Here is a 26,007-nt window from a genome sequence, read left to right as displayed (position 1 = left end):
TCGATTCCCCAACTTCGCGGGCGCCGGAGCAACGCGCGTCCAGAAATAGTCGAACGCATGCGCGTCGGTGACGTTGAACGACAGCGCGCGAGCAGTCGTTCGCGGCTTGCAGCGACTGTTTCGGAACTGCGACCGCGTGCCGGAGGCCGATTTTGCGCGCAAGAAATGTCAAAACTCGTTGCAAGGCGCGCTAAAGCCAGATCGCGCCCCTCGCCTTAGTCTTCCTAGCTGACAGGGCTCGCAGAAGCCCCGCCAAATTGGGAGAAGGACTATGGCAGCTTTGCCTTTCGCGCGCGCCATGCTGGCTGCGCTCGCCGTTTCGACATCGACTTTCGCCATGGCGCAGGATGCGCCGACGCCGCCCGACACCGCTGCGACCGACGGCGATATCGTCGTCACCGCGCAGCGCCGCGAGCAGTCGCTGCTCGACGTGCCGGTCGCGGTTACTGCCCTCGGCGGCGACACGCTGGCCGACCGCGGCATCACCAATTCCGCGCAACTCGGCGACGCGGTCCCGAACCTTCAGATCAACAGCCCCTATGGCGACACGCAGCCGAACTTCTCGCTGCGCGGCATCGGCGTCGCGAACGAATATAACAGCAATCAGGCGTCGCCCGTCGGCGTCTATCTCGACGATGTCTATCTGGCGCCGCGCACCAGCCACGGCATGGGGTTGTTCGATCTCGACCGCATCGAAGTGCTTCGCGGGCCGCAGGGCACGCTGTTCGGCCGCAACACCACGGGCGGCGCGATCAACTTCATCACGAAGAAGCCCGGCCTCTCCGGCACCAACGGCTATGTCCAGCTCGGTTACGCCAATTTCGACACAATCACCGCGCAGGGCGCCGCCGAAGCAACCCTCGCCGAGGATGTCGCAGGGCTGCGCCTTGCGGTGAACTACGCCAAGGGCGACGGGCAGATCAAAAACATCTTCCCCGGCGGACGCGACGCCGCGTCGATCGACACGCTGCAGGGCCGCGCCTCGCTGCGCGTCAAGCCGGTCGAGACGCTCGACATCGTGCTGCGCGCCTATGCCGGCCGCGACCGCGGGACGCAGGCCGCGGTGCATGGCCTCGAACCCTTCCGCACCGGGCTCGGCTTTTTCGAGACGAACGAGAATCGGATCGGCGAGAACCGCACCGACGCCTGGGGATTCTCGGCAAATATCGCACTCGAACTCAGCGATACGCTCAGCCTGACCTCGATCACCAGCTATGATGGCGGAAAGCAGAATCTTCAGCAGGCGGCCGACGGATCGCCGCTCGATATTCTCGATATCAACTGGCGCTCGAACTATCGCCAATTCAGTCAGGAACTGCGCGCCAATTACGACGGCGACGGACTGACCTTCGTCGGCGGGCTCTTCTATGGCTGGGACCGCAACATCACCGACAACACGTTCAACCTGCCGCTGCCGCCGGCAGGCGGCTTCTTCCAGCATTACCGGCAGGTCCGCAAAAGCTATGCCGTGTTCGGACAAGCCGACATCGACCTCGCCGATCGGCTCGTGCTCACGCTCGGCGCGCGCTATACCAAGGACAAGTCGCGCTACGACGACGCCTTTGCCTATCTGTTCATCGGCGGGGTCGACGACCCGCAGACGCCGATCGCGACGACGGTGCCGTGCGCCGGGGTCGCGGGCACCTGCCCCTATGATCCCGCCGCGCGCTTCGCGCTCGCAGATACGAATAATGCGCTGACCGGCCGCGTGGCATTGAGCTACACCTTCGACGACGGCCCGCTCGTCTATGCGAGCTACAACCGCGGTTACCGCGCGGGTGCGGTCAATGGCGGCGGCTACACGTCGTCGAGCGGCATCGGCTATATCGAGCCCGAGCGCGTCAACGCCTATGAAATCGGGATCAAGGGCCGCGCGGGCGGGCGCCTGCTCACTTACGCAGCATCCGCCTTTTACTACGACTATTCGAACCAGCAGTTGCAGGACACGCGCGCGGGACCGGTATCCTTCCTCGTCAACGCGCCATCGTCCGAAGTATATGGGCTGGAGGTCGAGACCACGCTGCGCCCAACCGACGGTCTCCGCATCAACGCCTCGCTCGGCTGGCTGCATTCGAAATATAAGGAATTGACGCTGCAGGGCGCCGACCTGTCGGGCAATGAGCTGCCCTTCGCGCCGAAGCTTACCGCGCAACTCGGTTTCGAATGGGATGTCTTGGACGTCGTGGGCGGGAAAATCACTTTCGCGCCGAACATGGCCTATTCGAGCCGCCAATATTTCTCGCCGTTCAACGAGATCGACGCGCCCGGCACGCCGCAAGTGAACAGCGAGTTGCAGCAGGGCGCGAACGCCAAAGTCAACGCGTCGCTCAGCTGGAGCAATGACGCACTGACGGTCCGGGCGTTCGCGAACAATATCTTCGAGCGCAAGACATATGGCTACGGCCTCGACTTGCGCGGCGCGGGCTTCCCGTACAACTTCCTCGTACCGTCGGCGCCGCGTACCTATGGCGTGTCCTTGCGCTACAGCTTCTGACGATGACCGATCTCAAGGATCCGGATCTCTACGTCGGCGGCATGCCTTATGCCGAGCTTGCGGCCTTGCGCGCCGCAGGCTCGGTCCACTGGAACCCCGAAAGCGATGGCGCGGGCTTCTGGGCGGTGCTGGGGTTCGATGACATCATCACCGTGTCGCGGCAGGCCGATCTCTTTTCCTCGGCACACGAAAATGGCGGGCATCGCATCTTCAATGAAAATGAGGTCGGGCTGACCGGCGCCGGCGAATCGGCGATCGGCATTCCCTTCATCTCGCGCGATCCGCCGACGCACACCCAATACCGCAAATTCGTGATGCCCGCGCTGTCGCCGGCGCGATTGGAAGGCATCGAAGCGCGGATCGCCGAACGCGTCGAGCGGCTGTTCGCCGATGTGCCGCTGAACGAGGCGGTGAACATCCTGCCGCTCCTGACCGTGCCGCTGCCCCTCCTCACCCTCGCCGAACTGCTCGGCGTCTCCGCCGATATGTGGCACGATCTCCACCGCTGGACCGACGCCTTCGTCGGCGAGGACGACCCCGATTTCCGCCAGTCGCCTGAAGCGATGCAGGCGGTGATGGGCGAATTCATCGGCTTTGCTTCGGCGCTGTTCGCGGAACGCCGCGCCAACCCCGGTCCCGACATCGCGTCGCTGCTCGCCAATGCCGAAATACACGGCCAACCCGTTCCGCTCGGCGATTTCATCGGCAATCTGATCCTCGCACTCGTCGGCGGTAACGAGACGACGCGCAATTCGATCAACCACAGCCTGATCGCATTTGCCAACAATCCCGATCAATGGGACGCCATCCGCTCCGATCCCGGCCTGCTGCCCAATGCGGTCAAGGAAATGGTGCGTCACGCCAGCCCCGTGATCCACATGCGACGAACCGCGACACGCGACACAAAACTTGCCGGGCAGACGATCCGCCAGGGCGACAAGGTCGTCGTCTTCTACCCCGCCGGCAATCGCGACCCCGCGGTGTTCGCCGATCCTGACGCCTTCGATGTGATGCGCCCGATCCGCCAGCATCTCGCCTTCGGCGCCGGTACGCATGTCTGCGTCGGATCGCGACTCGCCGAAATGCAATTGCGACTCGCCTTTGAGCAAATGGCGCGTCATGTTCGCCGCATAGAGATCATGGGAGAGCCGATCCGCGTGCGGTCGAACTTCATCAACGGCTTCAAGCGGCTCGACGTCAGGCTGGTGACGTGAACAACGAGAGCGTCTGGGACAATAAGGAGATCATCTGCGACGTTCTCGGCCGCGCGCCCGATGTCGAGATGGGATCCATCGGCGATGGGTGGTCGCTCTGCCGCTGGCGTCAATTCGTCGGCAGCTATACCCTCCCCGCGCTGCCGCAGCCGATCTTCACCGTCCATGTCGCGGGCAAGCCGCAGGTGAAGACATGGGACCGCGACGGCTGGACCGAAACCAGTTCGATCCCCGGCTGCGCGACGATCGTTCCCGCGGGAATGCCGACGGGCTGGCTCGTCGACGGCGAACTTGATGTCGTCACCCTGTCGATGTCGTCGGATGTACTCGCGGGGCAACCGCACGCCGACCAGTTCAACAAGATGCGCTTCGCCTTCGCCGATCCTTTGGGCGTCGCCCTCACACGGCAAATCCTCTCCGAACTCTATGCCCCGCAGGCCGAGGAACGCACCGCCTATGTCGCAGCGATGGTCAATGCGCTGAAGGCGCATATCCTCTCCGGCCCGCCCGCGCACGGCAATCCGACCGAAATCCCGGTCTCGGATTTCTCGGCCTACCGACTGCACAAGATCATGAATGCGGTGCTCGCCAATCCTGCCGAAGAGCATAGCCTGGAGGCGATGGCGTCGGTCGCGGGCGTCACGCCCTCGCACTTTTGCCGCCTGTTCAAGAAGGCGACCGGCATCTCCCCGCATCAATATGTGATGAAGGCGCGGCTTGATCGTGCGCAGCAGATGCTCGTTCAGACCGACCTCAGCCTTGCAGCATTGTCGGAAGCGACGGGTTTCACCAGCCAGAGCCATTTCAGCCGCGCGTTCCGCGCCTGGTTCGGCATGGCACCAAGCGATTATCGCCAGCAGGAACGGCGCGGGCTGCACTGAACGGAGAAAAAGATGACCGAAGCGACGGCGGCCGTGGTGCGTCAGCCCGGCGGCAATTTCACGATCGAGACGATCGAGGTCGAGGCGCCGCGTGCGGGCGAGGTGCGTGTACGGATCGCGGGTGTCGGACTTTGCCACACCGACCTCATTTTCCGCGACCAGTTCGCCCCCTTCGCGCTGCCCGGCGTGCTCGGCCATGAAGGCGCAGGGGTGGTCGAGGCAATCGGCGAGGGTGTCGAAGGCTTGAGCGTCGGCGACGAGGTGGTCGTCGGTTTCTCAAGCTGCGGCGCCTGTCCGCGCTGCGACGAGCATCTGCCGAGCTATTGCCAAAGCTTCGTGCCGCTCAACTATGCGGGGATGCGCCTCGACGACGGCTCGACCGCTTATTCGAAAGGCGACGAACGCGTCACGTCGCACTTCTTTGGCCAATCCTCCTTCTCGGCCCTCACAGTCACCCGCGCGCGCAACGTCGTGAAGGTCGACACTTCGAAGGTCGCTCTCGAACTGCTTGGCCCGCTCGGCTGCGGTTTCCAGACCGGCGCCGGCGGGGTGATGAACTCGCTCGCCTGTCCCTCAGGTTCGAGCATCGCAATCTTCGGTGGCGGCCCCGTGGGGCTCGCCGCGGTGATGGGCGCGGTGATCCAGGGCTGTTCGACGATCATTCTCGTTGAACCTGTCGCCGCGCGGCGCACAATCGGACTGGAACTCGGCGCGACGCATGTCATCGACCCCGGCGAATCGGTCAATCTGTCCGAGGCCTTGCGCGCGATTGTGCCCGCGGGCCTCGACTTCGCTTTCGACACCAGCGGCGTCGTGCCCGTCATTGAGGCGGGCCTCGCCGCCCTCGGCAGCCATGGCGCAATCGGGCTCGTCGGCGTGCCATCAAAGGCCGACGCCGCAATCAGCGTCAATATCGCGGCGCTGATGACCCCGGGGCACCGGATCATCGGGATCATCGAAGGCGACAGCGACCCGCAAAGCTTCATTCCCGAGCTGATCGCGCATCACGCCGCCGGACGCTTCCCGTTCGACAAGCTGATCAAGACCTTCCCGCTCGCCGAGATCAACGAGGCGCTGGGCGCGCAGGCGCGCGGCGAGTGCATCAAGGTCGTGCTGATACCCTAAGGAGAGAGACGATGGATTTCGACCGCGACTATGCGATGCTGATCGGCGGTAAGCTCGATAGTGGCAGCGCCCGCTTCGACGTGCTCAACCCCGCAACCGAACAGGTCATCGGCAGCGCCCCCGACGCGAGCCCGGACGACCTTGACCGGGCCATCGCTGCCGCCCGCGCTGCTTTCTCCGGCTGGGCCGCGACGCCGATCGCCGAGCGCAAGGCGGCGCTCAACGCGATGGGGCAGGCCGTGCTCGCGAACGCCGACGCCTTCAAGCGCCTGCTGACCGCCGAACAGGGCAAACCCCACGCCGAAGCCGAAGGCGAAGTCATGGGAGCCGGATATTGGCTGATGGGCGCCGCCAGCCTCGAACTGCCAGTCACGATCAATGAAGATAGTGCGGAGCGCTATAGCGAGACGCGCCATGTCCCGCTGGGCGTCGTCGGGGCGATCGCGCCATGGAATTTCCCGATGGTCCTTGCGATGTTCAAGGTCGGCCCGGCATTGCTCGCCGGCAATTGCATGGTGCTCAAACCCTCCCCTTTCACGCCGCTCGCGACCCTGAAGTTCGGCGAATTGGTGAAAGACATGCTCCCCCCCGGCGTGCTCAATATCGTCACCGGCGGCGATGCGCTCGGCCCGTGGATGACGAGCCATCCCGGGTTCGACAAGATCAGCTTTACCGGATCGACCGCGACCGGTCGCCGCGTGATGGAATCGGCGGCGCCGACCCTCAAACGCGTGACGCTCGAACTCGGCGGCAACGATGCGGCGATCGTGATGCCCGACGTCGAAGTCGAAAAGGTCGCCGAGGAACTCTTCTGGGCCGCGTTCCGCAACAATGGCCAGATCTGCATCGCGACCAAGCGCATGTATGTGCACAAGGACATCTACGAACCGCTGAAAGAAGCCCTCGTCGCCTATGCGAAGACAGTGAAGGTCGGCGACGGTTCCGAGCAGGGGACCCAGATCGGCCCGATCAACAACGAAGCGCAATACCGCCGCGTCCTCGAGTTGATCCAGGATGCAAAGGACAAGGGCTATAAATTCCTCGTCGGCGGCGAGACGGCGGATGTGCCAGGCTATTTCATTCCCGTCACCATCCTCGACAATCCGCCGGAGAACAGCCGCATCGTGCAGGAGGAGCAGTTCGGCCCCGTTCTGCCGCTCATTAAATTCGACGATTATGACGATGTCGTCGTGCGGGCCAATGCGACCGACTACGGCCTCGGCGGCTCGGTGTGGGGAAAGGACGAGGACAAGGCTTTCGAAATTGCGCAGCGCATCGCGAGCGGCACCGTCTGGGTCAACGAAACGCAACATTTGTCGCCGACCGCGGCGTTCGGCGGGATGAAGCAATCGGGCGTGGGGGTCGAAGGTGGGGTTGAAGGCCTGCTGGAATATACCAACGCTCAGACGATCGTAAGGAGGAAGGCGATCGCTACAACTTGAATGAGGCGCAAAAAATTCTACATTGGCCCCATCGTCAACAAGCGAAAGGAGGTGGTCGAATGTCTCATTGTCACACGCCGCATGCGGCAGATTTGGGCATGACCTTCCTCGCGGGGGTCCGACTCGGATAATCGTCCGCGAACCGGTACGACAATGGAAGGGCTGCTTCGAAAGAGGCAGCCCTTTGTCTTTGGAGGCGGCCGGCGGCTTTCCGCCGTCAGGCCGTTGTCACAATTTCGGAAAAAGTTTGGAGGCCGAGCCGGAATCTAATTACGCGAAAAAATTGGCAGTTTTCCGGGATATTCCTCTATTCGCAAATCGTCCAGTGCCCCCAAAAAGGCCCCAAATTGATCTTAGACCACTGGATTACATCGGATTTTTGGCCGGCTGCGTACCCTAATCGTGCCGATTCCCACTCAGTTCGTCACGCGGCAATCGGCATGCGATATGGGAAATACCAAGCGGCAAGCGCCGCCGTCAGTGCCTTCATTTCCTCCTCGCCATGCAGCGGACCCGGCGTGAAGCGAAGCCGCTCGGTTCCGCGCGGTACCGTTGGATAGTTGATCGGCTGAACATAGGCGCCATGCTCGGTGAGCAGATGGTCGCTGAGGGCCTTGGCGCGGACAGGGTCGCCCACGAGGAGCGGGACGATGTGCGTGTCGCTCGGCAAGACCGGCAACCCTGCGGCCCGAAACAGCGACTTGAGCCGCTGAGCAGCGGCCCGCTGTCCTTCGCGTTCAGATGTCGACACTTTCAGGTGGCGAACGCTTGCGAGCGCGCCGGCGGCGAGAACAGGTGACAGCGAGGTCGTGAAGATGAAGCCTGGTGCATAGCTGCGAATGCAGTCAATGACTGCGCGGTCCGCGGCGATATAACCGCCCATGACCCCGAAGGCCTTGGCGAGCGTGCCCTCGATCACGCTGACGCGGTGCGCCACTTCATCGCGCTCCGATATACCGCCACCGCGCGAGCCGTACATGCCGACGGCGTGGACTTCATCGAGATAGGTGAGGGCCTGATAGCGATCGGCCAGATCGCAGATCGCGGCGATCGGCGCGACGTCGCCGTCCATCGAATACACACTCTCGAAGGCGATGAGCTTGGCCCGCGCGGGGTCGGTTTCGGCAAGCAGTGCCTCGAGATGCGCCAGATCATTGTGGCGAAAGATCTTCCGCTCGCATCCCGCATTGCGAATGCCGGCAATCATGCTTGCGTGATTTAGCTCGTCCGAAAATATCACGCAGCTGGGCAGGAGCTTGCCCAGCGTCGCGAGCGTGGCGTCGTTCGACACATAGCCCGACGTAAAGAGGAGCGCACTCTCCTTGCCATGGAGATCGGCAAGCTCGCGCTCGAGTTCGATATGATAATGGGTGTTGCCGCTGATATTCCGTGTGCCGCCCGAGCCCGCACCGACATCAGCGATTGCGGCTTCCATTGCATCGAGGACCGCCGGGTGCTGCCCCATGCCGAGATAGTCGTTCGAACACCAGACGGTGATCGGCCTCGCTTCCCCATCGGCATCGAAGCAGCGCGCGCCGGGGTAGGCGCCGCGGTCCCGCAGGATATCGACGAACACCCGATAGCGTCCCTCGTCGTGCAGGCGCGCGATCGCATCGCTGAAAATCTGGTCGTAGCGCATGAGCCTGCCCCTAAAGGTTGAAATAGCCGGGATATGAGGCTTCTATCTGTCAGGGCGGATACGCTTCCCATTAGGAATAACACGTACAGGTAAGCTGCAGATTTCTGCAGTTAGCGGAGGATTTATATCATGCCCTGCTTGCTGTCCTATCTGCGCAATTGGAAAACATAGGCTCGAGGTCCACACGAGTGATCGCGCCGCGATGACGGTCGAATTGCGCGGCGACCAGTCGGGCGTAGGGCAGGCCATGGTCCTCGACGACGAGCCTTTCGCCCTCCCAGCGAAGGATATTCAGGCGCTCAAAGGGCGCAAGCGCGGCCCGCGCAGACTTTAGCCAGCGCGCGTCGAGGCAAGCGGTCCCGTGGCACAGCAATTCTTTGATGAGCCGCCCGCGCTCGCGGTCATCGGCGTCGATCGCAACGCCGCGAACAGCGGTCAACTGATCGGCCGCGATGAGGTCACGATAAACGCCCGCGCGTTTTTCATTCTGGACAATGAGATCGGGAAACCGGCTGATCGCACTGGCACCGATGCCAATCAAAACCGGGCTGTCATCCTCGGTAAAGCCCTGAAAATTGCGGCTCACCCGCCCGTCGCGCGCGGCGTCGGCAAGTGGATCGGAAGGCAGCGCGAAATGATCGAATCCGACGGGAACATAGCCCGCATCGGTGAGGCGCTCATACCCGCGCCGAGCCTGCTCGAAGCGCAATTCATGGTCGGGCAGATTGCTGGCGTCGATCTGGCGCTGGCGCGGAATCATGTTCGGGAGATGCGCATAGCCGAAAAGCGATATCCGGCTCGGCGCGAGACGGATCGTTTCCTCGAGCGTCTCATCGAGATCGGCGAGGGTCTGACCCGGCAGGCCGTACATCAGATCGAAATTGATGGCGTCGATATCGCGCAGCCGAAGCCCGGCCACGACGCGTTCGATATGGGAGAGCGGCTGGATGCGTCCGATTGCCTGCTGGATATGCGGTGCGAAGGTCTGCACGCCGAGGCTCACGCGGGTCACGCGCGCGGCAGCCAGTACAAGTGCCCATTCGGCAGAGAAGCCGCGAGGATCGAGCTCGATCGATATCTCGGGCCGGTGCGCATCGAACAGGGTAAGCAACAGGTCGAGCAGGCGCACCAGCTCGACCGGGGCGATCGCATTAGGGCTACCGCCGCCGAATGCAATGCGCTGCACGCGTCCGCGGCCCCCGAGCCGCTTGGCGACAAGCGTAATCTCCGACTGGAGCGCCGCGAGATAGTCGGCGAGCCGATGCTTGCGTCCCGCCGCGCCGGTGTTGCAGCCGCAATACCAGCAGATCTGCTCGCAAAAGGGGATATGGACATAAAGCGAAATCGGCGTCGCGGCTTCGACTGCGTCGAGTGCCTGTGCATAGGCGTCGGCGCCGACGTCGTCGGCAAATTCCATCGCCGTTGGATAGCTGGTGTAGCGCGGCACGGGCCGGGCGAGAAGATCGGGATGATAGGACCACATGCGACGGTTTTACGCGGCGCCCGCAGCGGCGACATTGACCGGGATCAAAACCCGCCGCGTCAACAGCATCCTCGCTTGCCGGACAGCCGGTCCCGCCGGTCGGTCATGGTGTGACACGCCTTGGCGCAATTGCCGCCCTCGTCGCTCGGCCGGGCGGGATCGGCAGGCACGACAAGATGCTGCGCGGCGCCGCCGCACTTCCCGACGCGTATGACGCGCGCGTCGGTCGCGAGCGGTGCGGTGGCGAGGCCCGCCGCCGCCACAACGGCTCCGATCCGGCGCGCGATCATGCGGCCCGGTCCTCTTCATCCTCAACGAAGATCCGCAGCGCCGCGCCGTCGAGATCCTCGAACTGCCCTTGGCGCAATGACCAGAAGAATGCAGCGAGCCCGAGCAGGCCGAGCCCCAGCGCGATCGGTATGAGCAGTATAAGGCCGTTCACCGGATCGCGCCTTTAAGGCGCAGGGCATTGCCGACGACGAGAAGCGACGATCCCGACATGGCGACCGCGGCGATCAACGGGGTGACGAGTCCGGCGAAAGCGAGCGGCACGGCGACGACGTTGTAGACGATCGCGAGCATGAAGTTCTGCCGAACGACCGCCTGGGTTCGCCGCGCCATGCGCACCGTCTCGACCACGGGCATCAGCCGGTCGCCCATAAATATGCAGTCGGCGGCATTTTTGCCGACGTCGCTCGCGGAGCCCGGCGCCATCGAGGCATGCCCCGCGGCAAGCGCCGGACCGTCATTGAGGCCGTCGCCGAGCATCAACACCTTGTGCCCGAGCGCCGTCTGCCGTGCGATCGCGGCGAGCTTGTCTTGCGGGGTCATACCGGTCTGCGCGGTAAGGCCGAGCTCACGCGCCACGGGGGCGACGGCTTCGGCGCGATCGCCCGACAGGATCATGGCCGCGATCCCGGCTTCGCGCAGCGCATCGACCGCGTCGCGCGCGTCGGGACGCAGCTGGTCGGCGAAGCGGATCGTCGCCACCGGACGCCCGTCGACGGCGAACTGGGTCGCGAGCGCATCGCCCAGCCCGGTGCCGAGCGGCCGACCGAGCGTCACGGTGCGGCCGGCCCAGCGAGCTTCCACCCCGAACCCCGCGGTTTCTCGGATCGAAGCGACCTCGGCGGGACGAACGTCATAGGCTTGCAGCCCGCGGGTCAGCGCTTCGCTGAGCGGATGACGGCTCGACTGAGCCAGCGCGAGGACCAACGATTTGACGCCGATATCGAGCAGCCCGAGATCGAGCGCCTCGGGGCGGCCAAGCGTGAGCGTCCCGGTCTTGTCGACAAGCGCGAGGTCGACTTCGGACAGGCGCTCCAGCGCCGAGCCATCCTTGATCAGCACCCCCTTGCGCATCAGGGCCCCCGCGGCGACGATTTGCGCGGCGGGCACAGCAAGGCCGAGTGCGCACGGGCAAGTGATGATCAGCACCGCTGCAGCGATGAGCAGGCTGTGATGCCAGCCGGCGCCCGCGATCATCCAGCCTGCAAAGGCAAGCAGCGCAAGGCAATGGACGGCCGGTGCATAGAGGCGGGCCGCGCGATCGGCGATCCGGACATAGCGCGACTTACCCTGCGCGGCCTCGCCCATCAGCCTGGCGATATCGGCGATCGCAGTATCGCTGCCCGCAGCGGTGACGCGAACCTTCAGCGGTGCATCGAGGTTGAGGGTGCCCGCATGAACGACGTCGCCCGGGCGAACCGTCTGCGGCGCGCTTTCGCCGGTCAGCAGCGACAGATCGATGCTGCTCGATCCGCTCGCGATGACGCCGTCCGCCGCGAGCCGCTCACCGGCAGCGACGAGCATGACCATATCCGGCTCAAGCGCAGTCGCGTCCACCCAGCGCGTCGAGCGTTCGTGCCCAAAGACCATCGCACCGGTGCCCATGTTGCGGAGCAGCGCGGTGACGCCGCCCCGCGCGCGGTCGCGCATCACGCTGTCGAGCCAGCGGCCGCAGAGCAGGAAAAAGAGCAGCATTACTGCGCCATCGAAATAGGCGTGGGCGCCGTGCGTCGCCGTCTCGTAGAGGCTCATGACGCTGACGAGCAGGACCCCGATGCTGATCGGCACGTCCATATTGGTGCGGCGATGACGCAGCGCGCGCCAGGCCGAACGGAAGAAGGGGCGTCCGGCGTAAGCTATCGTCGGCAGGGCGATCGCCGCCGACAGCCAGTGGAACAGGTCGCGCGTAGCCCCCGCCGCGCCCGACCAGACCGACACCGAGAGCAGCATGATGTTCATCATCGCGAAGCCCGACACCGCGACCGCCCGCAGCAACTCACGGCTCGTTTCGGCTTCGGCATCGGCTTCGTCGGGGCCGCTCCCGATCGGGTGGGCTTCGAAACCCAGGCTCGAAAAGGCGCCGATCAGGTCGGGCATGTCGGTGTCGGGGGTGCAGGACAGATGGACGCGCTTCTCGGTGAAGTTTACGCGCGCGGCGGCGATGCGCCTGTCGCGCACCAGCCCCTGCTCCAGCTTGGCGATGCAGCCCGCGCAGCGGATATCGGGCACCGCGAAGTCGCGTACGACGAGGGCGGTCGCGGTCATTGAAGATTCTCGCGATAGCGGGCTTCGTCGGCGCCACGCCGGACGATAAGGTCGAGCCGCCAGCGCCCCAACACCAGCGGCTCGACCGAGCGCAGCACGCCGCCCGCCGCCGGCTCGAAATTGAGCGCGGCGGGCGGGGTGCGCCCAACGGGGTGGTTGATCGTTGCCGACGCCCGAATGCCGTCGAGCGGAACGCCATCCTTGCTGAGCGCCAGAAGCACGTGCCGCCTCGCATCGAGCGTGATGCGCGCATCCCATCCGAGGCGGTCCTGCGCGTCGGCACGTTTTAGCCATTCGTTATAATGCTGGCTCGCAACATAGCTGTTCTCGACTACCTTGCCGCCAAAGGTCGACATGGCGAAGCGCGCCATGGTGAGATTGACCGCGATCACGACCGCAAAAAAGCCGACGAGGATCGCCGTCATATGCCGGCCGGTGAAGGCCTTGGGTTTGCGTGTGTCGGTCATTGTCCTGCCTCCGGCCGGTCGAACTGGATGATGTCGCTGTCGCCGCGCGGATCGCCGTCGAGCCCGCGCGTACCGATCGTGAAATCCTGCCGCGCCGGACCGATGGCGGGCGCCGCGACGAAAAGTTTGACGCTCGTGACGCTGTCGGCGGGCAGCGCCAGTTCGATACGCTGCCCGGCCTTTTCACGCGAACCGGCGTCGGTCCACAGCACCGCACCGGGAAGCCCGCTGACACTCACCGCGACCCGGCGCGGGCGCGTTTCCATATTGCGCAGCTTCAGCGTGTAATTGTTGCGGATGTGGCCGTCGGAAAGCTGGACGAAGAGCGGGCTGCGCTCGTGCTGGACGGCAAGGTCGAGCCGCGTCCGCTGGCCGAGCGAAAAGAGCATCGCCGCACCGATTGCGGTCCAGACGCCGAAATAGATCAAGGTGCGCGGACGCAGCAGCGTCTTGCGGATCGGCTGCCCGGTGCCGCCTGCCTTTTCGGTCGCCGCATCGTCGAGCGTGCAATAGTCGATCAGCCCGCGTGGGCGACCGACCTGCGCCATCGCCCCGTCGCACGCGTCGATACAGAGTGCGCAGGTGATGCAACCGATCTGCGGCCCTTCGCGAATGTCGATTCCCGTCGGGCACACGGCGACGCACTGGTTGCAGTCGATGCAGTCGCCGAAGCCGCCGGGGTGAGCCTGCGCCTTCTTGACGCTGCCGCGCGGTTCGCCGCGCCAGTCCTTGTATGTCACCAGCAGCGATTTTTCATCCATCATCGCGGTCTGGATGCGCGGCCAGGGGCACATGTAGACGCACACCTGTTCGCGCATAAATCCGCCGAGGATGAAGGTCGTCGCGGTCAGCACGGCGACGGTGCCATAGGCGACAAGCGCCGCCTGTCCCGTCCAGAAATCCGCCGTCAGCGTCGGCGCATCGGCAAAATACATGATCCACGCGCCTCCGGTCCAGAAGGCGATGGCCAGATAGATGCCATATTTGATCACCCGCTTCGCCAGCTTTTCGGCCGTCCACGGGCCGTTCGCCAGCCGGACCTGCGCGTTGCGGTCGCCGTCGATCAGCCGGTCGACATGCTGGAACAGGTCGGTCCACACCGTCTGCGGACAGGCATAACCGCACCAGGCGCGCCCGACTGCGCTGGTGACAAGGAACAGCCCGATCCCCGCCATGATGAGCAGGCCCGCGACATAATAGAATTCATGTGGCCAGATCTCGATCTGGAACATGTAGAAACGCCGGTTCGCAAGGTCGACGAGCACCGCCTGATCGGGCGCGTAAGGACCGCGATCCCAGCGGATCCACGGCGTGCCGTAATAGATCGCCAGCGTCACCGCCATGATCGCCCATTTGAAGCGGCGGAAGGGACCGTTCACCGCTTTGGGGTAAACGCCCTTCCGCGCTTCATAGAGCGGCGCCGACTGGCCGGAAAGATCTTCAGGGCTGGCCATCGGCTCCCGCCCCTTCGGCGACGGGCGCGAGCCCCTTCTCGCCGCCGCCCAGCGAATAGACATAGGCCGACAGCATCTTGATCGTGACCGGATCGAGCCGGCCACCCCAGCGCGGCATCACCCCGTTGCGCGGCTGCGTGATCGTCGCGGTCAGGCTGTCGCGATCGCCGCCGTACAGCCAGATCGCATCGGTCAGTTTCGGCGCGCCGACCTGCCGCCCGCCTTCACCGCCCGCGCCGTGACACACCGCGCAATTGTCCGCGAACAGCGCCGCGCCGCGCGCCGACGACGCGCTGGCCTTTTCCTGCCGGCTGATCGTGCGCACGAAGCTGACGACATCGCCGATCTGCGCCGCATCGAGAATGCCGTCGCGGCCGAAGGCGGGCATCAGGCTGGTGCGTGTCGCCTTGTGGTCCGGGTTCCGGATGCCATGGGTGACCGTATATTCGATGGTGGCCAGATCACCGCCCCACAGCCAGTCGTCGTCGGTCAGACTGGGGTAGAGCTTCTTCACCCCCGCGCCGCCCGCACCATGGCACTGGACGCAATGGACGCGGAACGCCGCGCCGCCGCCCTGTACCGCCGCCTGCATCAGTTCGGGCTTCGCGGGCAGATCGGTAATCGTGGTTGCCGCAATGGCATTGACCGTCGGCGCGCGGCGCTTCGCATCGGCCGCCATTTCGCTTGCGAGGTCGCCTCGGCTCGACCAGCCGAGCACGCCCTTGGTCGCGCTGTCGACCATCGGCCAGGCCGGATAGAGGACGACGTAGGCCAGCCCCCAGACGATCGTCGCGTAAAAGGTCCAGAGCCACCAGCGCGGCATCGGCGTATCGAGTTCCTCGATCCCGTCCCACTCATGGCCGACCGTGCTCGTGCCGGTCGCCTCGTCGATGCGCTGTTTCAGATCAGCCATGCTCGTCGTCCTTGAAGATCATGCTCGCGGCCTCGTCGTTGCGGGCGCGCGCGCTCGGCCGGAACGGCCAGGCGATAAGGGTGAGGAACAGCAGCGCCATCGCGAGCAGCCCCCAGCTATCGGCGAAATGGCGAAGCGCGTCGTAGCTCATCGCGCCGCCTCCGTTTCGCCGGCGCGTTCCTGCGGCGCCGCCTTGTCGACATCGACCAGCGTGCCGAGCATCTGAAGATAGGCAATCAGCGCATCCATCTCGGTCACGCGCGCGGGGTCGCCGTCAAAGTCGCGGACCTGCGCCTTCGGATAGCGCTTCTGCAGATCGCCCGCGCCGGCATCGGGGTCGGCCTGCGCCCGGATGTCATCGTTCGCCTTGGCGATGTCGGCCTTCGTATAGGGCACCCCGACACGATAGAGCGCGGTGAGGTCGTTCGACATATCCCCCGTCTGGAGGTCGCGCTCGGCAAGGAAGGCATAGGGCGGCATGATCGATTCAGGCACGACGCTGCGCGGGTCGATCAGATGCGCCTTGTGCCATTCGTCCGAATAACGGCCGCCGACGCGCGCCAGATCGGGCCCGGTACGCTTCGATCCCCATTGGAACGGATGGTCGTACATGCTCTCGGCGGCGAGGCTGTAATGGCCATAGCGTTCGACCTCGTCGCGGAACGGACGGATCATCTGGCTGTGACAGGTGTAGCAGCCCTCGCGCATATAGATGTTGCGCCCGGCGAGTTCGAGCGGGGTGTAGGGCCGCATCCCCTCAACCTTCTCGACCGTGTTGTCGATCCAGAAGAGCGGCGCGATCTCGACAATGCCGCCGATCGTGACCGTGAGCAGCGCGAGCGCGCCGAGCAACGTCACATTGCGCTCGATCTTCTTGTGGCTGAAGCCCTGTTTGGCGGGTCTGGTGGCCATGATCCGGGCTCCTTATTCGGCAGGGACGGGCGCGAGCGGGCGGTCCGCTGCGGCGTTGTACGGGGTTTCGGTCATCGGCTTTTCGGCGCGCACCTTGCCGCTGAGCGTCGCCCAGACGTTGAAGACCATGATCAGGAAGCCGGCGAGATACATCGCCCCGCCCGCGGCGCGGATCAGGTACATCGGGTGCATCGCCGCGACGCTTTCGACGAAGCTGTAGACGAGGTAGCCGTCGGCTCCATATTCGCGCCACATCAGCCCCTGCATGATGCCCGCGACCCACATCGACGCGGCGTAGAAAACGATGCCGACGGTCGCGAGCCAGAAGTGCCAGTTGACCATGCGCAGGCTGTAGAGCCGCTCGCGGCCCCACAGGCGCGGCACGAGATAATAGACGCAGGCGAAGGTGATCATGCCGTTCCAGCCGAGCGCGCCCGAGTGCACATGGCCGATCGTCCAGTCGGTGTAATGCGACATCGAGTTGACCCATTTGATCGACATCATCGGGCCTTCGAAGGTGCTCATGCCGTAGAAGGCGAGCGCCATCACCATCATGCGGATGATCGGGTCGGTGCGGATCTTGTCCCACGCGCCGTTGAGCGTCATCAGACCGTTGATCATGCCGCCCCAACTCGGCATCCACAGGATCACCGAAAAGACCATGCCCAGCGTCTGCGCCCAGTCGGGCAGCGCGGTGTAATGGAGGTGGTGCGGCCCCGCCCAGATGTAGAGGAAGATCAGCGACCAGAAGTGGATGATCGACAGGCGATAGCTGTACACCGGCCGCTCGGCCTGCTTCGGCACGAAATAATACATCATCGCGAGGAAGCCCGCGGTCAGGAAGAAGCCGACCGCATTATGCCCGTACCACCATTGCGTCAGCGCATCCTGCACCCCAGCAAAGGCGGCATAGCTCTTCGACCCGAAGATGCTCGCCGGCACCGACAGATTGTTGACGATGTGGAGCATCGCAATGGTGACGATGAAGCTGAGGTAAAACCAGTTGGCGACATAGATATGCGGCTCGCGGCGCTTGACGATCGTGCCGGTGAAAACGACCAGATAGGCGACCCAGACGATCGTCAGCCATAGGTCGACATACCATTCGGGCTCGGCATATTCCTTGGCCGCGGTGACGCCCATCAGATAGCCGGTCGCGGCCAGCACGATGAAGAGTTGATATCCCCAGAAAACGAAGCGCGCGAGCGCCGGAAAGGCAAGCCGCGCGCGGCAGGTGCGCTGGACGACGTAAAAGCTCGTCGCGATCAGCGCGTTGCCGCCGAAGGCAAAGATCACCGCCGAGGTGTGCAGCGGCCGCAGGCGGCCGAAGGTCGTATATTCAAGATTGAGGTTCAGCGCCGGGAAAGCGAGCTGCAATGCGATGAAGAGGCCTGCCGCCATGCCGGCGATGCCCCAGAACAGCGTGGCGACGACCCCCCAACGCACCGGATCGTCGTCATAGACGCCCTGATCGGCGGGCATCTTCAATATCCCGCGCGCGATCGCCTCATAATCGGCGCGCGACACGGTCGTCCAGAGCATCAGCAAAGCGGCCAGCGCGACGATGATCATATGGACGGCGAAGGGCGCATCGACCGCGACCGCCGCCATCACCAGCGCGAGCAGGGCCAGGCCGAGCCAGCCCCCCGCCTTTGCTACCAGAGTGTCCATATCGCTTGTCCCTGTTTTCGCGCGGCTTTGGCGCCGCATGGTTCAGGACCGCTCTTGGCCGTGCGGCGGGGCAAAAACATTGACCAGGATCAACGAATAGATTGCGCGGCATCAATGCCCGGCGACCACGCCGGGTGCAGGGAGCCCAGGTCAACGCAAGGAGCAACGACCATGAAAAAACAGCATCTCTCGCTGATCGCGCTGGCGGCCGCCGCCGCGATTCCCGGGCAGGCCGCGGCCAAGGCCGGCGATGTCCAGTTCAAGATTTTCGCGACCTATGTCGCACCCGACGGCAAGATCAGCGACGTCAAGCTCGACCGGATCGGGCTTCCGGCCGGGACACAAACCAAGGCCGACGACAATGTCACGCCGACGGTCGCTATCGAATATTTTGTCGCCGACCATATCTCGCTCGAGACGATCGCCGGGGTGACCCAGCATGACGTGAACGGCCGTGGCGCGCTGAGCGGCGCGACGTTGGTGTCGAACGCCAAGATCGTCCCCGCGACGCTGACGCTCAAATATCATTTCGGCAAGGAAGGCGGCATCCAGCCTTATGTGGGGGCGGGTCCGAGCTACTTCATCTTCATCGACGAAAAGCCCGGCGCCACGACCCGGTCGCTCGGCGCGACCCGCCAGAAGATGGGCGACAAGCTCGGCGCCGCGCTCCAGGCCGGGGTCGATATTCCGGTGAACGACAAGGGACTCGCGCTATCCTTCGATGCCAAACGCTATTTCCTGCGTCCGACCGCGACATGGTATGCCGGGACGACCGAGGTGCTGAAGACGCGGCACAAGCTAGATCCCTGGGTGATCAGCGCCGGCGTCGCTTTTCGTTTCTGACCTCCCAACTGGCGCCGTTGGCCGGTCAGCCTGCCATTTCGTTCAGAGCCGCAAGGTCGTTGATGACGATCTTGCGGCGGGATGGAAGGTCGATCAGGCCATCGGCGCGCATTTTGGTGAACTGGCGGCTCGTGGTCTCGACGGTGAGACCCAAGATGTCGGCGATCTGCTGACGGCCGAAGGGCAGCTCGAAGCCTCGCGCCGTATCCGCCGCACCGGGAGGTGGCGACAAGCGATCGGCCATTTCGAGCAGGAAGGAAGCAACCTTCTCGGACGCCGACTTGCGCCCGAGCAGAAGCATCCAGCGGCGCGCGCGATCGAGTTCGCCGAGCGTGCGGCGCAGCAATTTTTGTTGGAGATCGGGATGGTCGGCGGCGAACTCGTCGAACTGGTCGCGATGGAAGATGCAAAGCTCGGCGGCGCTGATCGCGCTGACGCTATACGGGCTTTCCTTCCCGAACGGCCGCCCGATGAAGTCCGAGGGAAAGACGATACCGACGATCTGCTCGCGCCCGTCGGCGGTGGCGGCGACGAGTTTCAGGACGCCTTCAAGGACATTGGCGACGACCGGCGCGTCGTCGCCCTCCCACAGGAGCGTATGCCCGCTGCTCACGCGCTGGCGCCGGCCCATCCGGCCGAGCAACAGGAGCTCGTCCGGCCGCAGGCTCGCACAAATGGCGCGGTTGCGCACGATGCAGGACAGGCAATCGGTCATGCGCCGGGTGCCCGGCAGGCAGGCATCGCGGTCAATGGGCGAGGAGGAGCGGCGCCGGCGCGGCTTCGAGCAGATAGCGCGTCACCCCGCCGAACAGGGTCTCGCGCAGCCGCGGACGCCCATAGGCTCCCATCACGATGAGCCCCGGGGCCATTTCCTTCGCGGTTCGCTCGAGTATCTCCTCGGGCGTAAGCGCCCCGCGATCGTGGCGGCGAAGCTCAGCATGAATGCCGTGCCGCGACAGATAGCAGAGCGCGTCCTCGGCCGGCACCCGTCCCTCATCCGGCCCGACCTGCACCATCGTCACGCTGCCCGCGCCCGCCATCAACGGCCCAGCGGCGCGCAAGGCGTGCGCGGCTTGCGGGCTGCCGTTCCACAGGATCATCACCGGGGCATCAAGGTCGAGCGGCTGGCCTTCGGCGGGCAACGCGAGCACGGGCGCGGGCACAGTCATTGCGAGGTCGCCCGCCAGCGTCGGCTGAGCGAGACCGCGCCGGTCGCGGGGGCCGAGCGATACGATGGCAAGATCGGCTAGCGTCGCGGCGAGCGAGAGCGCCGCGAGCGCATCGCCGTCGGCGATGGCGACGTCCCAGGGCACATCCTCGCGCGCGAGCTGCGCCGCGAGCCGGGTCTCGAGCTCGGCATCGGCAAGCTGCGCCTTGGCGAGCTGTTCGCGCGCCAGATACATGCCGCCAAAGGGATCGGAGGCGATGAACTGCTGGAAGGGCGAGCAGATCAGGAAACTGAGATGAGCGCCGAGGCGCCGTCCGATAGCGAGCGCCGTCTCGGTGCGCGCGGCCATGGCCGGGCTCGCGTCGGCGTGAATCAAAAGATTTCGCATGTCTTGCTCTCCTTCATGATGGAGAGGGAAGCGCTTATGCGCGCCGGCTTCATTGACACCGGTCAATAAACCGCGCCCTTCAGGCCGGGCGGCATAATGGGCGTCGCTCCGTATAATTACGAAATGCGCCGACCGCGCGGGGCGTTAGCCTGACGTCGCAAAGGAGCAAGCGATGCCGAGACCCAGTCCATTGACCCCATTTCGCGCGCACCCGCGCCGGACTCCGGTGAATCGCGCGCCGGCTGACCCGCGGCGCGAGCAAAGCCGTATCGCGGGCACCCTCACCCTTCGCCCTTCGCCGCTCCGGCGGTCCGATCCAAATCAAGGAGACAGAGGATGACGCTCACCAATGCGCCCGACACCACGCTCAGCGAGGCGACCGAGACCTGCCTGCAGACCCGCAGCGGCGTCGACCTTCGTCTCCGGCCGGTCGCGGAGAGCGACGCGGATATCGTCAATCATTTCTTCGACGGCCTGACGGCGGACGATATGCAGTTCCGCTTCCTGAGCGGCCAGTCGCACCTGTCGAGCGCCCAGCTCGCAGCGATGATCGGTGTCGATCACCGCCACCGCGAGCATCTGCTCGCGTTCGATGCCGCGACCTCGGAGCTGATTGCGAGCCTGCTGATTGCTGCCGACGATGCGTTCGTGACCGCCGAGGTCGCGATTTCGGTCGCGCCGGCGTATAAGACACGCGGCGTCGGCTGGACCCTCCTCAATCATGCCGTCGATCTCGCCCGCGCCCGCGGCCTCAAGACGTTGCGGTCGATCGAGAGCCGCGCCAATCGAGGCGCGATGGAGGTCGAGCGGACGCTGGGGTTCAAGGCGAGCGACTATGATGGCGACGCCACGCTCGCTCTGCTCGAACTCGAGCTTCGCTGACCTTGGCCATCGGGTCGGCGCCCGGCAGGCAGCCGGCTGGAGACACTCCCAATGGACCAAGGCTTTCATGCCATGCAGCTCGACACGCCGGGCGCACCGCTGCACCGCGTCGAACGCGCGATCCCGACTCCGGCCGACGGCGAAATCAGGATCGCGATCACCGCTTGCGGCGTGTGCCGGACCGATCTCCATATCGCCGACGGCGACATCAGCGGCCGGCTTCCGATTGTCCCCGGACATGAGATCGTCGGCCGCGTCGACGCACTCGGCGCGGGCGTCACCCAGTTCGGGCTTGGCGAGCGGGTCGGCGTGCCTTGGCTCGGCAGGAGTTGCGGCACCTGCCCCTATTGCGCTGCGGGCCATGAAAATCTCTGCGACGCGCCCGAGTTCACCGGATTCACGCGCGACGGCGGTTTCGCTTCGCATGTCGTCGCCGATGCGCGCTTCTGCCTCGCAATCCCTGCCGCCTTCGACGATCTTCATGCGGCGCCTTTGCTCTGCGCCGGCTTGATCGGCTACCGCGCCTATCGCATGGCGGACAGCGCGAAGGCGCTCGGCCTCTATGGTTTCGGCGCCGCCGCACATATTCTCGCGCAGCTCGCGATCGCCGACGGCACCGATGTCTACGCCTTCACACGCGAAGGCGATACCGCTGGTCAGGATTTCGCCCGCCGCCTCGGTTGCGCCTGGGCGGGCGCGTCGACCGAAGCACCGCCGGACCCGCTCGACGCAGCGATCCTCTTTGCGCCGGTCGGAGCACTGGTTCCCGAAGCGCTACGCCATGTCCGCAAGGGCGGACGCGTCATCTGCGCCGGCATTCATATGAGCGACATCCCGTCCTTTCCTTATGCCGATCTCTGGGAGGAAAGGTCTATCCGGTCGGTCGCCAATCTGACCCGTGCCGATGGCGCAGCGTTTCTCGAAGCCGCGGCGCGCTGCGGCGTGCGGACGCATGTCACCGCGCTACCGCTCGCCGACGCCAATCGCGCGCTCGACCGGTTGCGCGCCGGCGAAGTCGAAGGCGCGCTCGTCCTCGTCCCCGAGGGCGCGGCTAGGGGGAATCCCTAATGGCGCGCCCGCACCGGCGGCGCGAAAGTGGCGAAGGCCAGATCGGCCTGTCAGGAGAGACTGCCATGGATCGTTTCGAGCGAGACCCCGCCAGCGCGGCGCGCCCTCCCGAATGTCCCGATTGCGACCCGCCGACGCAGCCCGACAAGGCCTATCCGGAGACGCCGGCACCGGACCCCGATCGCCAGCCGCTGCGCACGTCGCCGGAGGCACCGGTGCTTCCCGACAGCCATCCCGAAACCACGCCGCGCGAATATCCCGAATAGCTGCGCGCGGCCGGACAAGACCTCAAGGGCTTGCGGGCGGCGTGCCGCTGCGCGTGAGCCTCGTCACGGCGTCGACAAGCATATGCTCGCGCAAGGGCTTTTCCAGAACGAGCGCGAAGCCCGCCTCGCGCGCGCGCGCGCTCAGTTCCCCGGACGGATAGGCGGAGATCAGGATGGCCGGCCCATCCCAGCCCTGCGCGCGCAGCGCGCCCAGCATCGCGATCCCGTCGCTGCTCTCGAGCCGGTAATCGACGATCAGGCAGTCGGGCGCGGCACGCGCCGCCTCGGCGAGCGCGGGATCGGCGGCGGGCCAGGCCTTCACCGCAAATCCGCGTCCCTGCAGAAGCAGGAGGAGCGAGCGGCGCACTGCCGGGTCATCCTCGACGATAAGAATGGTCGGCGGTGCCTCGCTCCAACCCGATCGGGCGATCAACATGTCCATGGTCCCGTTATCGAAGCTTTGGCATGGCGGCAGGTTTCCGGCCGCTACCGGCCAGGTCTTGCAGAATTGTTGGGCTCGCCCTTTCGGAGGTGCGAGCCCGAAGCCGGAAAACAGGGCCGGGGGCCACCGATCAATGGCTCATGAGCAGGGGGAATTTGCTCTTCGTCAGCAGATTCTTCGTGGTGCCGCCGAAGGTCTCGCGCAGCCGGCCGCGGCCGTAGGCGCCCATCACGAGATAATCGGCGCGGAACATCTTTGCCTCGTCCGAGATCAGGAAATCGGCGTGAAACTTGCCGATGTCGGTCTTGCGCACATTTGCCGCGATGCCGTGGCGCGACAGATAGGCCGCGGCATCCTCGGGCACGATATGATTGTCGGACCCTTGCGCGGTGAAGATCTCGACCTCTTTCGCGAAGACGAGCAGCGGTACAGCGGCGCGGAGCGCGGCCGCCGCCGAGGGGCGGCCGTCCCACGCGACGAGCGCGCGCTCGAGCTCGAAGCGTTCGAGCGTCTCGGGCACCGCCAGCACGGGCGCACTCGCGCGCGCGACAATGCGGCTCGCGATGTCGCGCATGTCGGGCATCGGAAAGCCGTCGAGCGCGCGATTGAGGATGATGAGGTCGGCGAGGTCGGCTGCATCGAGTACCGCATTCGCGATCTCGTCCATCGCGTCGATCCAGCTCCAGCTGACATCCTCGCGCGACAGGCGCTCGCTGATCACCGACTTGTTCTTCGCCTCGCTTTCGCGCTCGTCGAGGATGACGACGGTTTCGGCAAAGCCGAACCCGTCACCGGCGATGAGGGGATAGGGCGTGACGTCGATGCAGGTCAGATGGCCTTCGACCGCGCGGGTGATATCGAGCGCCGCCTGCAGGCGAGCTTCCTGGCCATGGTCGTCATGTACGAGCAACAGGATATTCTTCATGAGCCGTCTCCTTGGTTTCTGCACCGAGACTATGTGTCGTCAGCCGAGGCCGATATGCGCAATGATACGGATGGAAAGGCGGCCGCCCGGATGTCCGGACGGCCGCAGGGGGGTCGCCTCTTCCCCAGGCGAGCGGGATCAGCTGTCGACCGCGAGATAATCCTCGACGTCGGTCACGCCGGGCGCCGACCAGGCAGCGAGCTCGGCCATGCGCCGCTCGCCCCACGCCTTGACCCGGCCGCGCAGCGTGACCGTGCTGCCCTCGGTGGTGACCGATACGCCGCTTGCGTCGAGACCCGCCTGGCGCTTGAATGCCGCCATGATCCGCGCCTTGACGTCGGCAGGGGTGGGAATATCGCCGACCTTGATCAGGTTCGAGACGCCGGTGACCCCCGATATCTGCCCCGCGGCGCGCGCGACTTCCTTTGCGATGAAGTGCCAGTCGACGGTGCCGGTCAGCGTGACCCAGCCGCGCTCGACCTTCACCTTGATCTGCCCCTCGGGAATCGCGACCGTCCAGCCGATCATGTCGACGATCCGCTTGGCGATTTCATGATCGGCGGTCTTGGGATCCGACGCGAAGCGCACTTTCAGTTCCTCGGCGAGCGCGCGAACCCCCGCGACGCGCCGCACCGCACGTTCGGCCGCGACCTTCTGCGGAAAGCTCTTCACATAGCCCGCCAGCGTCACGACGCCGTCATTGACCGAGACGCCGATATCGGCGTGATCGACGCTCGGATCCCATTCGAGTTCGGCGACCACGTCATCCTGCAGCTGGCCGTCACTCTTCTTCTGCATGATCTTTCTCCTTCGAAAGAAATCCGGCTCGCGTTGCGAGCGGACCGAAGCCGGCGAACATCGGCAGGAGCCGCCGGCGCGTGCGGGCAGCCTTACCCGGGACGAAGGGTGCGGCTTATCCGCAACTTTCCGTAAGGAGAGCTCCGCTTGGGAGCTTCCCCGATTCTGCCGTCGCAGCCTGCTCGCTAGGTCCCGATTGCGCTCCGGCGTATCGCGGCGACGAGGGTCCGCCCGGCACAGCCCGCCGCCGCGATCCCTCTCGATTTTCAAGAAGGAGCAAGCTGATGAACGATCTGACCCCGACCCGCACCGCGGGTAGCCAGCCCGCTGAGGCGGAGCTTGGCGCGATGAACTGGCTGCGCGGCGAGCTCGACCGCATGTTCGAGGAATTCGCTCGCCCCGGCCGCAGCCTGCTGAGCTATGTCCCGCGGCTCGTGAGCCCGCTCCCGGCGGTCGAGCTCGTCGATACCGGCCCGGCCTACAAGCTGACCGCCGAGCTCGCGGGCCTCACCGAGAAGGACATCCGGCTCGAGGTCGCCGACGGGGTCCTCCTGCTCGCGAGCGAAAAGGAGGAATCCTCCGAGCGCCGCGAGGATGGACATCTGATCAGCGAGCGGCGTCACGGCAGCTTCCGGCGCCGCATCGCCCTGCCCGCCGACGCCGATGCCGACAAGATCGAAGCGAAGTTCAAGCACGGCTTGCTCAGCGTCGAGATCGCGAAGACCGAAAAGGCGCGCGATCACGCTCGCAAGATCAAGATCGCCAGCTAGGCAAACGGGCCGGAACCGCAGACGCGGCTCCGGCCCTCCCGCTCGATCTCGCGCGATTCCCTCGCACCGGAGTTATATCATGCCCCTTGGTATTCACACCGACCGGCACGGCGAGGCGCTGCTTCGGCTCAAGCTCGGATCGGCGATGCTTTCGCTTGTGATCTGCGCGTCGTTGATCCTGTCGCTCGCTCCGCGGCTGTGGCCGTAGG

Annotated in this window: 27 protein-coding genes; 11 read left to right on the top strand and 16 right to left on the bottom strand. The window is 65.2% G+C overall.

Going from position 1 to position 26,007, the window contains the following annotated elements; genetic code table 11:
* Positions 1-271: 271 nt before the first annotated feature.
* Genes KEC45_RS21555 through KEC45_RS21535 form a run of 5 tightly spaced genes read left to right on the top strand, consistent with a single transcriptional unit; the run spans position 272 to position 7,156 of the window.
* The gene (locus tag KEC45_RS21555; RefSeq protein WP_252171288.1) at positions 272-2,494 is read left to right on the top strand and encodes a TonB-dependent receptor; all 2,223 of its coding nucleotides are present in this window, start codon (positions 272-274) and stop codon (positions 2,492-2,494) included.
* 2 nt (positions 2,495-2,496) lie between these two features.
* Entirely contained in the window at positions 2,497-3,708 is a 1,212-nt protein-coding gene (locus KEC45_RS21550) for a cytochrome P450 (RefSeq protein ID WP_062185491.1), read from the top strand.
* The gene (locus KEC45_RS21545; RefSeq protein ID WP_062185492.1) at positions 3,705-4,589 is read left to right on the top strand and encodes a helix-turn-helix domain-containing protein; all 885 of its coding nucleotides are present in this window, start codon (positions 3,705-3,707) and stop codon (positions 4,587-4,589) included. Before KEC45_RS21550 ends, KEC45_RS21545 begins: the two co-directional genes overlap by 4 nt.
* Positions 4,590-4,601: 12 nt before the next feature.
* A complete protein-coding gene (locus tag KEC45_RS21540; protein ID WP_062185494.1) occupies positions 4,602-5,714 on the top strand; it encodes an NAD(P)-dependent alcohol dehydrogenase in 1,113 nt (370 codons plus the stop codon).
* Positions 5,715-5,725: 11 nt separating this feature from the next.
* On the top strand, positions 5,726-7,156 hold the full coding sequence (locus tag KEC45_RS21535) for an aldehyde dehydrogenase family protein (protein WP_062185496.1): 1,431 nt from the start codon (positions 5,726-5,728) through the stop codon (positions 7,154-7,156).
* 424 nt (positions 7,157-7,580) lie between these two features.
* Here the strand turns inward: KEC45_RS21535 and hemA are convergent, their stop codons facing one another.
* The 11 genes from hemA to ccoN form a co-directional block, all read right to left on the bottom strand.
* Positions 7,581-8,795 (bottom strand): 5-aminolevulinate synthase, encoded by a 1,215-nt coding sequence (hemA, locus tag KEC45_RS21530; protein WP_062185498.1) that lies wholly within the window; start codon positions 8,793-8,795, stop codon positions 7,581-7,583.
* Between the two features lie 127 nt (positions 8,796-8,922).
* Positions 8,923-10,278 carry an oxygen-independent coproporphyrinogen III oxidase gene (hemN, locus tag KEC45_RS21525; protein ID WP_062185500.1) on the bottom strand — a complete coding sequence of 452 codons (1,356 nt, stop codon included), beginning with the start codon at positions 10,276-10,278 and terminating at the stop codon, positions 8,923-8,925.
* 59 nt (positions 10,279-10,337) lie between these two features.
* Positions 10,338-10,568, bottom strand: coding sequence for a hypothetical protein (locus KEC45_RS21520; protein ID WP_062185502.1), 231 nt, complete (start codon positions 10,566-10,568; stop codon positions 10,338-10,340).
* Positions 10,565-10,720 (bottom strand): cbb3-type cytochrome oxidase assembly protein CcoS, encoded by a 156-nt coding sequence (gene ccoS / locus KEC45_RS21515; RefSeq protein WP_058538811.1) that lies wholly within the window; start codon positions 10,718-10,720, stop codon positions 10,565-10,567. The genes KEC45_RS21520 and ccoS overlap by 4 nt, the downstream gene beginning before the upstream one ends.
* Entirely contained in the window at positions 10,717-12,831 is a 2,115-nt protein-coding gene (locus KEC45_RS21510; protein ID WP_252171287.1) for a heavy metal translocating P-type ATPase, read from the bottom strand. The genes ccoS and KEC45_RS21510 overlap by 4 nt, the downstream gene beginning before the upstream one ends.
* Entirely contained in the window at positions 12,828-13,298 is a 471-nt protein-coding gene (locus KEC45_RS21505) for a FixH family protein (RefSeq protein WP_062185506.1), read from the bottom strand. Before KEC45_RS21505 ends, KEC45_RS21510 begins: the two co-directional genes overlap by 4 nt.
* Complete coding sequence (gene ccoG, locus KEC45_RS21500; RefSeq protein ID WP_062185508.1) at positions 13,295-14,752, bottom strand: cytochrome c oxidase accessory protein CcoG; 1,458 nt, start codon at positions 14,750-14,752, stop codon at positions 13,295-13,297. Before ccoG ends, KEC45_RS21505 begins: the two co-directional genes overlap by 4 nt.
* On the bottom strand, positions 14,739-15,665 hold the full coding sequence (gene ccoP, locus KEC45_RS21495; RefSeq protein WP_062185510.1) for a cytochrome-c oxidase, cbb3-type subunit III: 927 nt from the start codon (positions 15,663-15,665) through the stop codon (positions 14,739-14,741). Before ccoP ends, ccoG begins: the two co-directional genes overlap by 14 nt.
* Positions 15,658-15,816, bottom strand: coding sequence for a cbb3-type cytochrome c oxidase subunit 3 (locus tag KEC45_RS21490; RefSeq protein ID WP_062185512.1), 159 nt, complete (start codon positions 15,814-15,816; stop codon positions 15,658-15,660). Before KEC45_RS21490 ends, ccoP begins: the two co-directional genes overlap by 8 nt.
* Positions 15,813-16,577, bottom strand: a complete 765-nt coding sequence (ccoO, locus tag KEC45_RS21485; RefSeq protein ID WP_062185514.1) for a cytochrome-c oxidase, cbb3-type subunit II — start codon at positions 16,575-16,577, stop codon at positions 15,813-15,815. Before ccoO ends, KEC45_RS21490 begins: the two co-directional genes overlap by 4 nt.
* A 12-nt stretch (positions 16,578-16,589) precedes the next feature.
* A complete protein-coding gene (gene ccoN, locus KEC45_RS21480) occupies positions 16,590-18,248 on the bottom strand; it encodes a cytochrome-c oxidase, cbb3-type subunit I (RefSeq protein WP_062185516.1) in 1,659 nt (552 codons plus the stop codon).
* Positions 18,249-18,419: 171 nt separating this feature from the next.
* On the opposite strand from ccoN, the gene KEC45_RS21475 reads away from it, so the two are divergent.
* Positions 18,420-19,091, top strand: coding sequence for an OmpW family protein (locus tag KEC45_RS21475; RefSeq protein ID WP_062185518.1), 672 nt, complete (start codon positions 18,420-18,422; stop codon positions 19,089-19,091).
* A gap of 25 nt (positions 19,092-19,116) precedes the next feature.
* Here the strand turns inward: KEC45_RS21475 and KEC45_RS21470 are convergent, their stop codons facing one another.
* The gene (locus KEC45_RS21470) at positions 19,117-19,806 is read right to left on the bottom strand and encodes a Crp/Fnr family transcriptional regulator (protein ID WP_062185520.1); all 690 of its coding nucleotides are present in this window, start codon (positions 19,804-19,806) and stop codon (positions 19,117-19,119) included.
* 31 nt (positions 19,807-19,837) lie between these two features.
* A complete protein-coding gene (locus tag KEC45_RS21465; RefSeq protein ID WP_062185523.1) occupies positions 19,838-20,647 on the bottom strand; it encodes a universal stress protein in 810 nt (269 codons plus the stop codon).
* Positions 20,648-20,983: 336 nt separating this feature from the next.
* On the opposite strand from KEC45_RS21465, the gene KEC45_RS21460 reads away from it, so the two are divergent.
* Genes KEC45_RS21460 through KEC45_RS21450 form a run of 3 tightly spaced genes read left to right on the top strand, consistent with a single transcriptional unit; the run spans position 20,984 to position 22,863 of the window.
* On the top strand, positions 20,984-21,529 hold the full coding sequence (locus KEC45_RS21460; protein ID WP_062185525.1) for a GNAT family N-acetyltransferase: 546 nt from the start codon (positions 20,984-20,986) through the stop codon (positions 21,527-21,529).
* Between the two features lie 51 nt (positions 21,530-21,580).
* Complete coding sequence (locus tag KEC45_RS21455; RefSeq protein ID WP_062185528.1) at positions 21,581-22,597, top strand: zinc-dependent alcohol dehydrogenase family protein; 1,017 nt, start codon at positions 21,581-21,583, stop codon at positions 22,595-22,597.
* On the top strand, positions 22,597-22,863 hold the full coding sequence (locus KEC45_RS21450) for a hypothetical protein (protein WP_062185530.1): 267 nt from the start codon (positions 22,597-22,599) through the stop codon (positions 22,861-22,863). Before KEC45_RS21455 ends, KEC45_RS21450 begins: the two co-directional genes overlap by 1 nt.
* A 22-nt stretch (positions 22,864-22,885) precedes the next feature.
* Here KEC45_RS21450 and KEC45_RS21445 read toward each other — a convergent pair whose 3' ends face one another.
* From KEC45_RS21445 to KEC45_RS21435, 3 genes are all read right to left on the bottom strand, one after another.
* Positions 22,886-23,299, bottom strand: a complete 414-nt coding sequence (locus KEC45_RS21445) for a response regulator (RefSeq protein ID WP_054733980.1) — start codon at positions 23,297-23,299, stop codon at positions 22,886-22,888.
* 136 nt (positions 23,300-23,435) lie between these two features.
* The gene (locus KEC45_RS21440) at positions 23,436-24,230 is read right to left on the bottom strand and encodes a universal stress protein (RefSeq protein WP_062185532.1); all 795 of its coding nucleotides are present in this window, start codon (positions 24,228-24,230) and stop codon (positions 23,436-23,438) included.
* Positions 24,231-24,368: 138 nt separating this feature from the next.
* The gene (locus KEC45_RS21435) at positions 24,369-25,028 is read right to left on the bottom strand and encodes a BON domain-containing protein (protein WP_062185533.1); all 660 of its coding nucleotides are present in this window, start codon (positions 25,026-25,028) and stop codon (positions 24,369-24,371) included.
* A 284-nt stretch (positions 25,029-25,312) separates the two neighbouring features.
* On the opposite strand from KEC45_RS21435, the gene KEC45_RS21430 reads away from it, so the two are divergent.
* Both KEC45_RS21430 and KEC45_RS21920 read left to right on the top strand, forming a co-directional pair.
* Positions 25,313-25,798 (top strand): Hsp20/alpha crystallin family protein, encoded by a 486-nt coding sequence (locus KEC45_RS21430; RefSeq protein ID WP_238586763.1) that lies wholly within the window; start codon positions 25,313-25,315, stop codon positions 25,796-25,798.
* Between the two features lie 79 nt (positions 25,799-25,877).
* Positions 25,878-26,006, top strand: a complete 129-nt coding sequence (locus tag KEC45_RS21920) for a hypothetical protein (protein WP_274520274.1) — start codon at positions 25,878-25,880, stop codon at positions 26,004-26,006.
* Position 26,007 lies beyond the last annotated feature (1 nt).

Origin of the sequence: Sphingopyxis sp. USTB-05, from assembly GCF_023822045.1 — a bacterium.
GTDB lineage: Bacteria > Pseudomonadota > Alphaproteobacteria > Sphingomonadales > Sphingomonadaceae > Sphingopyxis.
The sequence above is the reverse complement of the archived record's forward strand: the minus strand, read 5'-3'. Positions and strand labels throughout refer to the sequence as shown.

What these genes read in the sequence shown, in the direction of transcription:
- KEC45_RS21445 (WP_054733980.1), bottom strand. Translation starts at nt 23,299, where the DNA reads ATGTTGATCGCCCGATCGGGTTGGAGCGAGGCACCGCCGACCATTCTT.
- ccoP (WP_062185510.1), bottom strand. Translation starts at nt 15,665, where the DNA reads ATGGCTGATCTGAAACAGCGCATCGACGAGGCGACCGGCACGAGCACG.
- KEC45_RS21470 (WP_062185520.1), bottom strand. Translation starts at nt 19,806, where the DNA reads ATGACCGATTGCCTGTCCTGCATCGTGCGCAACCGCGCCATTTGTGCG.
- KEC45_RS21505 (WP_062185506.1), bottom strand. Translation starts at nt 13,298, where the DNA reads ATGACCGACACACGCAAACCCAAGGCCTTCACCGGCCGGCATATGACG.
- KEC45_RS21920 (WP_274520274.1), top strand. Translation starts at nt 25,878, where the DNA reads ATGCCCCTTGGTATTCACACCGACCGGCACGGCGAGGCGCTGCTTCGG.
- ccoO (WP_062185514.1), bottom strand. Translation starts at nt 16,577, where the DNA reads ATGGCCACCAGACCCGCCAAACAGGGCTTCAGCCACAAGAAGATCGAG.
- KEC45_RS21450 (WP_062185530.1), top strand. Translation starts at nt 22,597, where the DNA reads ATGGCGCGCCCGCACCGGCGGCGCGAAAGTGGCGAAGGCCAGATCGGC.
- hemN (WP_062185500.1), bottom strand. Translation starts at nt 10,278, where the DNA reads ATGTGGTCCTATCATCCCGATCTTCTCGCCCGGCCCGTGCCGCGCTAC.
- KEC45_RS21475 (WP_062185518.1), top strand. Translation starts at nt 18,420, where the DNA reads ATGAAAAAACAGCATCTCTCGCTGATCGCGCTGGCGGCCGCCGCCGCG.
- KEC45_RS21435 (WP_062185533.1), bottom strand. Translation starts at nt 25,028, where the DNA reads ATGCAGAAGAAGAGTGACGGCCAGCTGCAGGATGACGTGGTCGCCGAA.
- KEC45_RS21510 (WP_252171287.1), bottom strand. Translation starts at nt 12,831, where the DNA reads ATGACCGCGACCGCCCTCGTCGTACGCGACTTCGCGGTGCCCGATATC.
- KEC45_RS21540 (WP_062185494.1), top strand. Translation starts at nt 4,602, where the DNA reads ATGACCGAAGCGACGGCGGCCGTGGTGCGTCAGCCCGGCGGCAATTTC.
- KEC45_RS21520 (WP_062185502.1), bottom strand. Translation starts at nt 10,568, where the DNA reads ATGATCGCGCGCCGGATCGGAGCCGTTGTGGCGGCGGCGGGCCTCGCC.
- KEC45_RS21535 (WP_062185496.1), top strand. Translation starts at nt 5,726, where the DNA reads ATGGATTTCGACCGCGACTATGCGATGCTGATCGGCGGTAAGCTCGAT.
- ccoG (WP_062185508.1), bottom strand. Translation starts at nt 14,752, where the DNA reads ATGGCCAGCCCTGAAGATCTTTCCGGCCAGTCGGCGCCGCTCTATGAA.
- KEC45_RS21465 (WP_062185523.1), bottom strand. Translation starts at nt 20,647, where the DNA reads ATGCGAAATCTTTTGATTCACGCCGACGCGAGCCCGGCCATGGCCGCG.
- KEC45_RS21460 (WP_062185525.1), top strand. Translation starts at nt 20,984, where the DNA reads ATGACGCTCACCAATGCGCCCGACACCACGCTCAGCGAGGCGACCGAG.
- KEC45_RS21550 (WP_062185491.1), top strand. Translation starts at nt 2,497, where the DNA reads ATGACCGATCTCAAGGATCCGGATCTCTACGTCGGCGGCATGCCTTAT.
- KEC45_RS21440 (WP_062185532.1), bottom strand. Translation starts at nt 24,230, where the DNA reads ATGAAGAATATCCTGTTGCTCGTACATGACGACCATGGCCAGGAAGCT.
- ccoN (WP_062185516.1), bottom strand. Translation starts at nt 18,248, where the DNA reads ATGGACACTCTGGTAGCAAAGGCGGGGGGCTGGCTCGGCCTGGCCCTG.
- KEC45_RS21430 (WP_238586763.1), top strand. Translation starts at nt 25,313, where the DNA reads ATGAACGATCTGACCCCGACCCGCACCGCGGGTAGCCAGCCCGCTGAG.
- KEC45_RS21490 (WP_062185512.1), bottom strand. Translation starts at nt 15,816, where the DNA reads ATGAGCTACGACGCGCTTCGCCATTTCGCCGATAGCTGGGGGCTGCTC.
- KEC45_RS21555 (WP_252171288.1), top strand. Translation starts at nt 272, where the DNA reads ATGGCAGCTTTGCCTTTCGCGCGCGCCATGCTGGCTGCGCTCGCCGTT.
- KEC45_RS21455 (WP_062185528.1), top strand. Translation starts at nt 21,581, where the DNA reads ATGGACCAAGGCTTTCATGCCATGCAGCTCGACACGCCGGGCGCACCG.
- hemA (WP_062185498.1), bottom strand. Translation starts at nt 8,795, where the DNA reads ATGCGCTACGACCAGATTTTCAGCGATGCGATCGCGCGCCTGCACGAC.